The sequence below is a fragment of the Streptomyces sp. CB01881 genome (assembly GCF_002953255.1).
Classification (GTDB): domain Bacteria; phylum Actinomycetota; class Actinomycetes; order Streptomycetales; family Streptomycetaceae; genus Kitasatospora.
The window spans coordinates 10,520,481-10,530,350 of sequence record NZ_CP026498.1 but is presented as its reverse complement, the minus strand read 5'-3'; the positions used below and the strand labels follow the sequence as shown (position 1 = coordinate 10,530,350).

8 protein-coding genes and 1 pseudogene are annotated in these 9,870 nt (G+C 73.4%); 5 read left to right on the top strand and 4 right to left on the bottom strand.

From position 1 onward, the window contains the following. A partial coding sequence (locus tag C2142_RS35330; RefSeq protein WP_148647221.1) for a hypothetical protein occupies window positions 1-262 on the top strand: 262 nt, incomplete at its 5' end. Window positions 263-779: 517 nt separating this feature from the next. Here the strand turns inward: C2142_RS35330 and C2142_RS35325 are convergent. The 3 genes from C2142_RS35325 to C2142_RS35315 form a co-directional block, all read right to left on the bottom strand. Next, window positions 780-1,700 carry a hypothetical protein gene (locus C2142_RS35325; RefSeq protein ID WP_148646926.1) on the bottom strand — a complete coding sequence of 307 codons (921 nt, stop codon included), beginning with the start codon at window positions 1,698-1,700 and terminating at the stop codon, window positions 780-782. A gap of 269 nt (window positions 1,701-1,969) precedes the next feature. Then, on the bottom strand, window positions 1,970-3,943 hold the full coding sequence (locus C2142_RS40925) for a serine/threonine-protein kinase (RefSeq protein WP_241002978.1): 1,974 nt from the start codon (window positions 3,941-3,943) through the stop codon (window positions 1,970-1,972). A 259-nt stretch (window positions 3,944-4,202) separates the two neighbouring features. Further along, entirely contained in the window at window positions 4,203-5,129 is a 927-nt protein-coding gene (locus tag C2142_RS35315) for a LysR substrate-binding domain-containing protein (RefSeq protein ID WP_148646925.1), read from the bottom strand. 96 nt (window positions 5,130-5,225) lie between these two features. Between C2142_RS35315 and C2142_RS35310 the strand changes: the two genes are divergently transcribed. The 4 genes from C2142_RS35310 (at window position 5,226) to C2142_RS35295 (ending at window position 9,295) form a co-directional block, all read left to right on the top strand. After that, window positions 5,226-5,930 (top strand): succinate dehydrogenase cytochrome b subunit, encoded by a 705-nt coding sequence (locus C2142_RS35310; RefSeq protein WP_148646924.1) that lies wholly within the window; start codon window positions 5,226-5,228, stop codon window positions 5,928-5,930. Then, entirely contained in the window at window positions 5,927-7,882 is a 1,956-nt protein-coding gene (locus C2142_RS35305) for a fumarate reductase/succinate dehydrogenase flavoprotein subunit (protein ID WP_148646923.1), read from the top strand. The genes C2142_RS35310 and C2142_RS35305 overlap by 4 nt, the downstream gene beginning before the upstream one ends. Next, on the top strand, window positions 7,879-8,616 hold the full coding sequence (locus C2142_RS35300; RefSeq protein WP_148646922.1) for a succinate dehydrogenase/fumarate reductase iron-sulfur subunit: 738 nt from the start codon (window positions 7,879-7,881) through the stop codon (window positions 8,614-8,616). Before C2142_RS35305 ends, C2142_RS35300 begins: the two co-directional genes overlap by 4 nt. Window positions 8,617-8,992: 376 nt before the next feature. Continuing rightward, entirely contained in the window at window positions 8,993-9,295 is a 303-nt protein-coding gene (locus tag C2142_RS35295) for a hypothetical protein (protein WP_148646921.1), read from the top strand. Between the two features lie 195 nt (window positions 9,296-9,490). Here the strand turns inward: C2142_RS35295 and C2142_RS35290 are convergent. Continuing rightward, window positions 9,491-9,870 (bottom strand): annotated as a pseudogene (locus C2142_RS35290) (DUF2797 domain-containing protein); the annotation flags it as partial.

The following is a 9,870-nucleotide window of genomic DNA, read 5'->3' as shown; positions in this document are numbered from 1 at the left end:
ATCGGCGGGCGTGACGGGGTACTTCAAATTCAGGGAGAGGGGCTACAATCTCCAGTCGACCGCAGATGAGATCGAGAAGCATTACAATGCTTCGCAGTTCATGCTCGATGAATATGCGGGAAGTGACCCAACCCGCCCGCTCTCAGAGGATGAACGGCTACGGATGTTTGCTCGTTTCGTCGAACGACTGAAGGAGGAGCAACGGAAACGAGAACTGCAACTTGAGCAATCCAGCTCGGCAAGCGAGGAGCATGCCGGCTGATGAGCACGGAGCGCAGAACGAGATGGCAAGGCTTACGTTTTCTGCTCGCGCCAATCCAGCATTGGCGGGCTTGCCAGCTGATGGGGGCCCACGGATCGATCTCGTACGCGACCGCTTGGTGCCTGGTGGCGTTAGCGCGATCCCCCTCTGAACTCCCGTACGTCCACGACGTCGCTGTGCGGATGGAAGTGCTAGGTATGCCGACGCCAGGAGTCGCTCTCGATTCTTGGGATGCTCTGGACCCCACAGAGCAACGCCGCCGCCTCGCTTGGCTCGAGCGTTATGGAGCAACCCCACTTGCCGCCATGGGAGTAACACGTGCAGCGGTCGAACAGGCAAGGCTTCACGTCGTGGAGTGGGGCCTGCCAGCCGGGCATCGCGCCGTTGCGGTCGCGGCCAGCCGGAACGTCGGACCTGAGTAACGGCGGACGAGCTCTGGGTGCTGAACTTCGCTCAAGGGAGCCCCCGGCCGGCGCCTTCACCTCCCGGTTGAGGTGCGCCTCGCGAGCCCGGGGGCTCAGGAACAGTGGTAGGGGAAGGACGCGGCCGCGGTGCGGGTGTCCGGGGAGAGGATCTCCAGGGTGGCGGTGGCCTGGAGGTCGCCGCGGCCCTCGAAGCTCCAGCGCAGGACCAGGTCGGTGCGGTGCGCGCCGGAGCGGACGTCCTGGGCGATCTCGCCCGAGGTGGTGCCGTCGCTGCGCAGCCAGCGGTAGTGGAGGGTGCCGGTCCCGCCGTTGGTCTCCACCGCGGCCGTGATCACCGCGGTGCCGCCGCAGGCCGGGCCTGCCGGGTCGGTGGTCACACCGACGCCGGTGACCGCCAGGGCGGGCGTCGCGAACCGCCAGTACAGGAAGGCCAGGACGGCCAGCAGGACCGCCACCGGCACCAGCCAGCGCCCCACCCGGCGGGGGCGGCGCGGCTGCTGCGCGTCCGGGACGGCGGCGCCGTGCCAGACCGCGGCGGCCTGCGGCGGGACGCCGGGGCCGAAACGCCGCAACTCGCCCGGGGCGAGTGGCTGTTCGGTCCGCGAAGCACCGGACGATGAGGCATCGGGCGACGACTGACCGGCCGATGACTGACCGGGCCGCGGCGTGGCGCCGGGATCCACCGGGGCGGGCAGCACGGCACTGTCCTGCCCCGGGGCGTCGACGCGTGTGACGGTCTCCCCCGCCGGCGTGGTGTCGATGTGCGTGGCGGTCTCCCCCGACGCCGGGGCGTCGGCGCCGCCCCACGCCCGGGGGTCGAGGAAGGTCGCGCTCACGGCCTCGCCGGCGTCGAGCCGTACGGTGGCCGCGGCGTCGGGCCCACCGGGGGCCGGCGCCGCGGTGTCCGGGGCCGGCTTGACGGTCCGCTCCTCCGCCGTCGGCCGCGCGGGCGTGAGCCGGACGGTCGCCTCGACAACCTCCGGAGCCGCACCGAGCCGAACCGTCCCCTCCACGGCCTCCGGAGCCGCACCAAGCCGGACGGTCTGGTCTGCGTCTGCGTCTGCGTCTGCGTCTGCACCCGGGACCGTGCCCGGGACTGAGACCGGGACCGGGGCGGAGTCGGGGCTGGGCGCGGGCATGGCTTCTCCAGATCAGGGGGTGAGGCGGGGAGGAGGTGTTCGGGGACCGGCAGGGGACAGGCGTTCGGGGTGCCGCGCGGGGCTCGGCGGGGCCGGGCCCAGCGGTGCAGGACTCAGTGGTGCAGGGCTCAGTGGTGCAGGGCTCAGCGGGGCGGGTCGCAGAGGAAGGCGGCCGTCTCGGCCGAGGTCTTGCCCGGCTTCGCGGCCGCCGGGCTGGTGCCGATGCGCACGCCCCAGGTCGGGAAGGTGTCGGCCGAGCCGAAGTCGTGCGCCCGGGTGACGGTGGCGCGGCCGTCGCGGACCACCACCGTGTCGGTCGCGACGGTGATCGCCCGTCCGCCCGAGCTGTGGTACCAGCTCAGCGTCAGCGTCCCGCTGCCGGTGCCCTGGGCGACCACGGTGACCGTCGCGGTCAGGCTCCACCGGCCGCTGCAGGTCAGCGAGTCCAGGTTCACCGTGCTGACCGCGATGGTCGCCGGGGCGACCGTCGGGGTGGCGCTCGGGGTCGGGGTCGGGGTCGGGGTGACCGGGCCCGGGGTGAGGGTGGGCACCGCGGCGGTGGGGGCGGGGCCGACCGGCGGGGCCGGCGGCGCCACCGTGACGGGTCCGCCTCCGGGCGGCGCCGGCGGAAGGCCGGTGCTGGGGGTTCCACCGCCGACTGGCGGGCCGGGGGGCGTGGGCGTCCTGCCGGTCGGCGTGGCCGCGGGGGTGGCGGTCGGGCTGCCGGAGCCGGCCGTGGGCGAGGCCGCCGGCGTGGACGGCGCGGCGCTCGGGGTGTCCGTGGCGCTGCTCGCCGCGGGCGACGGGGCGCCCGTCGTGGGGCCGGCTGCGCCGAGCGTGGTGGTGGCCTCCGGCGTGGCGCCGCCCACCACCGTGTGGGCGCCGCCGTCGGCGGCCCCGGCCATCGCCACCCCGGCCAGCGTGGCCAGGGTCAGGGTGCCGGCCACGACTCCCACGAGCGCCTTGCCACGACCGCCGAGGCGCGCACTGCGGCGGACCAGCAGCTCCCGGATGGTGGCGGACGGCAACGCCGCGGACGACACGGAAGCTGCCGACACGGACGCGGACGACGCGGAAGCAGCCGGCAGGCTCGCGGCCGACACGCTCGCGGCCTCGGCACCCGCCGACGCCTCGGTGCCGCCCAGCACGGTGTGGGCCAGCGAGGTGCCGCCGGCCGCCCCGCCGGCCCCGGGGAGCAGCAGCGCGAGCAGTGCCACCAGCGCCGTCAGGTCGAGACGGCCCTTCTCCTCCCACTCCGGCCCGTACCCGGTCGCCGCGACGGCCTCCAGCTCCTCGACCAGGGCCGCCGCGCTCTCGGGCCGCGCGTCCGGCTCCTTCGCCAGGCCGGAGAGGATCAACGGCCGGACCGGGTCGGGGGCCAGCTCCGCGGGGATCGGGGCCTCGGTGTGCTGGACGGCGAGTTCGGCGATCGTGGTACCGCCGTAAGGGCGGGCGCCGGTGAGGCACTCGAAGAAGGTGACGGTGGCGGCGTAGACGTCGCCCGCCGGGGAGGCGGGCTTCCCCGCCCACTGCTCGGGCGGCATGTAGGCGGGGGTGCCGGAGACGTCGGCGTCGTCGCCCTCGGGGACGGCGATGCCGAAGTCGACCAGCTTGGAGGTGCCGGAGGTGTCGACCAGTACGTTGGCGGGCTTGTAGTCGCGGTGCACGACGCCCGCCTGGTGCGCGGCGGCCAGGCCCAGCAGCGAGCCCTTCAATACCACCAGGGCGGCCTCGGGCGTGGTGGCGCCCTCCGCGCGCAGAAGGTCCCGCAGTGCGATGCCGTCCACCAGTTCCATGACGATGGCCGAACCGCGCTCGCCCTCGACGTACTCGTAGAGCCGGGTGACGTGCGGGGAGTCGATGGCCGCGAGGACTTCGGCCTCCTCGCGCAGGCCGGACGTGCCGACGGAGCCGTGCAGGTACTTGATCGCGACACGGGTGCCGGTCTCCTGGTGGCGGGCGAGCACGACCCGGCCGCTGGCACCGGCGCCGAGGTCCCGCTCGTGGAGGTAGTCCGGGAGCTCCCAGGGCCGCTCGTCCTCGACCACCGGGACCTCGTCGGCGGGGGCGTTGCCGCCCCCGGTCCGTCTGCCGTCCTGCTGCGTCCCGCTGTCCATCGCCTCGTACTCCCCTGACTGCCTGCTCGGCTCTTGCGGCGACGCACCATACGACACCGCGAGCACTGCCTGGGACGCGGCCCGTGAACAGCGGGTTCCGGGCGGGCCGGTCCGCTGGATCACGATTTGGGTGATTCGCACACCGTGCCAACCATTCGCCCCCACGAGCGGGGCAGCCGTCCGCCGGCAGCACCGGCTCGCAACGCCCGCACCCGCCGACCGACCCCCACCCGCCGACCGGCTCCGCCCGGCGTCGGGCTCACGGCAGCAGCAGCCGGGTCCCCGGGGGCAGCTCGCCCGCGCGGGCGGCGTCGCGCAGGTGGGCCAGGAGGGTCTCGCGCAGCGCGGCCGCGGCCCGGGTGAGCGGCACCTCGTGCCCGTGCGCGACGGCGATCGTCCGGCCGAGCCCCGGACCGGCGAACGGGGTGACCACCAGCCCCGAACGTGCCGCCACCATGCCCGGCAGCACGGCCGGTCCCAGCCCGGCCCGGACGAAGCCGAGGACCGCGTCCATCTCGCCGCCCTCCACCGCGAACTCCGGCTCGAACCCGGCCGCCCGGCAGGCCGCCAGGGTGGCCTCGCGCAGGTCGTACCCCTCCCGGAACATCACCAGCGGGCGCCCGCGCAGCTCCGTCACCCGGACCGTGCGGCGCCGGCCCTGCGCGGACCGGGCGACCAGCACCAGCTCCTCGTGCAGCAGCTCGGTGACGTGCAGCGCGGAGGACTCCTCGCCGCTCGGCGGGGTGATGATCAGCGCGACGTCCAGCTCCCCCGCCGCCAGCGTCCGGACCAGGTCGCGCGAGCCGCCCTCGCGGACCACCAGCGCCACCCCCGGGTAGCGGTCCCGGAAGACCCGCAGCACGTCCGGCACCAGGCTGGTGCAGAGGCTCGGCGGCGCCCCCAGCCGCACCCGGCCACGGCGCAGCTGCACCGTCTCCTGCACGGCCAGCCGGGCGCTCTCGGTGTCGGCCAGGATGCGCCGGGCCAGCGGCAACAGCGCGTCGCCGGCGTCGGTCAGGGCGATGTTGCCGCGGGTGCGGTGGAACAGTTCCGCACCCAACTCCCTTTCCAGTGCCCGGATCTGCTGGGAGAGCGAGGGCTGCGCGACATGCACCGCGTCGGCCGCCCGGGTGAAGTGACGGGTCTCGGCGACGGCGAGGAAGTAGCGGAGTTGCTGGAGCTGCACCCGGCCAGGATAGGCGTGGACGATAGGCTCCGGCTATTGCAGTGAGCCGCATCATGTCTTGGACGTACCGGGATGCCGCTCCCTAGCGTTGCAGCCATGACAACCGCGACTCGGACGGCCCGGCATCCGTCCACCCTGGTGACCCTGTGGCGGTCGACCGTCGGCAAGAAGGCGGTCATGGCCGTCAGCGGACTGGTCATGCTGCTGTACCTGGTCGCGCACATGCTGGGAAACCTCAAGGTCTTCTTCGGCCCGGACGAGCTCAACGGCTACGCGCACTGGCTGCGCACCCTCGGCGAGCCGTTCCTGCGCCACGAGTGGTTCCTCTGGATCGCCCGGGTGGGCCTGCTCACCGCCGTCCTGCTCCACGGCGTGGCCGCGTACCAGCTCAGCCGGCGCGACCTCGCCGCACGGCCCGGCAAGTACGTGCACCAGCGGCGCAAGGCCACCTACGCGACCCGCACGATGCGCTGGGGCGGGGTGATCCTGGCGCTCTTCATCGTCTGGCACATCCTCGACCTGACCACGCTCACCGTGAACCCCAACGCCGAGCAGGGCAAGCCGTACCAGAACATCGTGGCCTCCTTCTCGAACTGGTACAGCTGCGTGGTCTACATCGTGGCGATGCTCGCCGTCGGCCTGCACGTCCGGCACGGGTTCTGGAGCGCCGCGCAGACCCTCGGTGCCAACAACGCCCGCCGCGACCGGGCGTTGAAGCTGACCGCCAACGGGCTGGCGCTGGTGCTGACCGTGGGCTTCCTGTCCGTCCCCGTGGCCGTGATGACCGGAGTGGTGAGTTGAGCACGCAAGCGCCCTACAGCGACTACCTGGTCGGCGAGCCGGTCGCCGACGACAAGGCCCCCGGCGGGCCGATCGAACAGCGCTGGGACCAGCGGCGGTTCGACGCCAAGCTGGTCAACCCGGCCAACCGGCGCAAGCACACCGTCATCGTGGTCGGCACCGGCCTGGCCGGCGGCGCCGCCGGTGCCACGCTCGCCGAACAGGGTTACCACGTCGTACAGTTCTGCTTCCAGGACTCCCCCCGGCGCGCCCACTCGATCGCCGCCCAGGGCGGAATCAACGCCGCCAAGAACTACCGCAACGACGGCGACTCGATCCGCCGCCTCTTCTACGACACCGTCAAGGGCGGCGACTTCCGCGCCCGCGAGTCCAACGTGCACCGCCTCGCGCAGGTCTCGGTGGAGATCATCGACCAGTGCGTGGCCCAGGGCGTGCCCTTCGCCCGCGAGTACGGCGGCCTGCTCGACACCCGTTCCTTCGGCGGCGTCCAGGTCTCCCGGACCTTCTACGCCCGCGGCCAGACCGGCCAGCAGTTGCTGCTCGGCGCCTACCAGGCGCTGGAGCGCCAGATCGCCGCCGGGAACGTGGAGATGCACCCGCGCACCGAGATGCTCGACCTGCTGGTGATCGACGGCCGCGCCCGCGGCATCGTCGCCCGCGACCTGGTGACCGGCGCCGTCTCCACCTACACGGCCGACGCGGTGGTGCTCGCCAGCGGCGGGTACGGCAACGTCTTCTACCTCTCCACCAACGCCAAGAACTCCAACGCCACCGCGATCTGGCGGGCCCACCGGCGCGGCGCGTACTTCGCCAACCCGTGCTTCACCCAGATCCACCCGACGTGCATCCCGCGCTCCGGCGACCACCAGTCCAAGCTCACCCTGATGAGCGAGTCGCTCCGCAACGACGGCCGGATCTGGGTGCCGAAGGCCAAGGGCGACACCCGGCCGCCGGGCGAGATCCCCGAGGCCGAGCGGGACTACTACCTGGAGCGGATCTACCCGTCCTTCGGCAACCTGGTTCCGCGCGACATCGCGTCCCGGGCCGCCAAGAACGTCTGCGACGAGGGCCGCGGCGTCGGCCCCGGCGGCCAGGGCGTCTATCTCGACTTCGCCGACGCCATCCACCGCCTCGGCCGCGACGCCGTCGCCGCCAAGTACGGCAACCTGTTCGAGATGTACGAGCGGATCACCGCCGAGGACCCGTACCGGGTGCCGATGCGGATCTACCCCGCGATCCACTACACCATGGGCGGGCTCTGGGTCGACTACGACCTGCAGACCTCCGTACCGGGCCTGTTCGCGATCGGCGAGGCCAACTTCTCCGACCACGGCGCCAACCGGCTCGGCGCCAGCGCCCTCATGCAGGGTCTCGCGGACGGCTACTTCGTCCTCCCGCCGACCCTCAACGACTACCTGGCCCGCCACCCGCTGCCGGCCGTCCCCGCCGACCACCCGACGGTCGCCGAGGCCGAGGCCGAGGTGACGGACCGGCTCAACCTGATCCTCGCCGTCGACGGCGACCGGACGCCCGACTCCTTCCACCGCGAGCTGGGCGAACTCCTCTGGGACAAGTGCGGCATGGCCCGCGACGCGGCCGGCCTGCGCCAGGCCCTGGCGCGGATCCCGCAGCTGCGCGAGGAGTTCTGGCGCCGGATCAAGGTGCCGGGGACGGGCGCCGAGCTCAACCAGTCGCTGGAGAAGGCCAACCGGCTCGTCGACTACTTCGAACTCGCCGAGCTGATGTGCCTGGACGCCCTCCACCGCGCCGAGTCCTGCGGCGGCCACTTCCGCACCGAGAGCCAGACCGAGGACGGCGAGGCCGCCCGGCGCGACGAGGAGTTCGGCTACGCCGCCGCCTGGGAGTTCACCGGCACCGGGACCGCCCCCGTGCTGCACCGCGAGCACCTCGACTTCGAACACGTCCACCCCACCCAGCGGAGTTACGCGTGAACCTCACCCTGCGCATCTGGCGCCAGGCGGGCCCGGACGCGGCCGGCTCGATGACCACCTACCAGGTCAGCGGGATCAGCCCGGACATGTCCTTCCTGGAGATGCTCGACACCCTCAACGAGGAGCTGATCACCCGCGGCGACGCGCCGGTGGCCTTCGACCACGACTGCCGGGAGGGCATCTGCGGGGCCTGCGGCATGGTCATCAACGGCCAGGCCCACGGCCCGGAGCGGACGACCACCTGCCAGCTGCACATGCGGCACTTCAAGGACGGCGACACCATCGACGTCGAGCCGTGGCGGGCGGCGGCCTTCCCGGTGGTCAAGGACCTGGTGGTGGACCGCTCGGCGTTCGACCGGATCATCGGCTCCGGCGGCTACATCACCGCCCCCACCGGCAGCGCCCCCGACGCGCACGCCACCCCGGTGCCCAAGGAGGCCGCCGACACGGCCTTCGAGCACGCCGAGTGCATCGGCTGCGGCGCCTGCGTGGCGGCCTGCCCGAACGGCTCGGCGATGCTGTTCACCTCCGCCAAGGTGGTCCACCTCAACGTGCTCCCGCAGGGCGCGCCGGAGCGGAAGTCCCGGGTGCGGAACATGGTCGCCACGATGGACGCCGAGGGGTTCGGCGGCTGCACCAACACCGGCGAGTGCGCCACCGCCTGCCCCAAGGGCATTCCGCTGCCCAGCATCGCCGCGATGAACCGCGAGTTCCTCCGGAGCATGACCGGCTGACCCTTCCGCAGGTGCCGGCCGCCCGCTGGGCCCCCTTCCTCGGGAGGGGGCCCAGCGCGTGTCCGGCGCAGGATGCGCCCCTCCCGCACGGGGCGCACGTGGCGGGCGGGGCGTGCGGCCCGGACGCGCGCTCCCCGGACGGGTGGTGGTTCGTCAGACCGGTGCTCGGACCGGGAATTTCGCGCTACGGTGGTCCCCGCGTCAAGGAGGGTCATATGCCCGAGGTTCAGGCCTGTACCGGGTGTGGCGGGTCCGGGGGGACCCAGAAGACCGAGGCCACGGTCGAACTGGACGAGGAAGGGAGCATGGTGCCGAAGCTCTACACCTTCTGGTCACCATGCGGTCGGTGCCACGGATCCGGGACGGTGATCGTCGGATGAGGATGCTCTTCGAGTGCGTCGAGTGCGGCAGTCACTACCTGCCGCCGGAGCAGATGGTGTACCCGGACGGGCCTGCCTCCCCGCTCTGGTGCACGCACTGCCAGGCCGGTCAGCTGGCGGCGGGCGTCCACGAGGACCCGCTGCTCGCGCGGCTGGCCCTGGCCGCGGCCCGGTCCGCACTCGCCGGGCGGAGTGCGGACGAGACGCCTCCCGCGCGCGCCGACGTCCGGCCGTCGCGGCCGCCGCTCTCGCGCCGGGCGCGGTCGGGGCCGGGCGGGGTGCGCGGCAAGCTGGCGTGAGCCGGGCCGGCTCGGGCGCCGCGGCCGTGGGGTGCCGGGGCGGCACCGGGCGAACCCGGGTGATTCCGGGTGATTCCGGGTGATTCCGGGTGGCCCCGTTGACCGGACCGCGATTGACGTCTGATGACCGCGATCGACGCCGTTCGGGCGTGAGACCACCCGCCGCAACGTCACGCGGCCGGTACCGCGGGGTGATCAGAACAGTGCCTCCTGGGTGTCCGCCTCCTGCGGGCGGAGCCGGGCCCGCACGGTCAGGCCCGATGCCGGGCGGCCGGGGGCCGGGGCGAGGGTCCAGCCGGTGAGCAGGCGGGTGTCGAGCAGCAACGGCCCGGCGTCACCGGGCTGGTCGAGCAGCAGGTACCGGCCGATCGGCGGGCGCAGCGTCCCGGCGACGACCGCGCCGGGTGCCAGGGCGTCGATCTGTCCGTAGGCGGCGGGGGCGCCGCCGGTCAGGCCGTAGAGCTCGACGTGGTCGGTGACGGGGTGGTCGGCCAGCAGCTCGACCGCGTGGCCGTCGAGCAGGTGGTGGGCCCGGGCGCGGGCGTCGGTGAGGATCTCCCGGGGTGGCGTCCCCG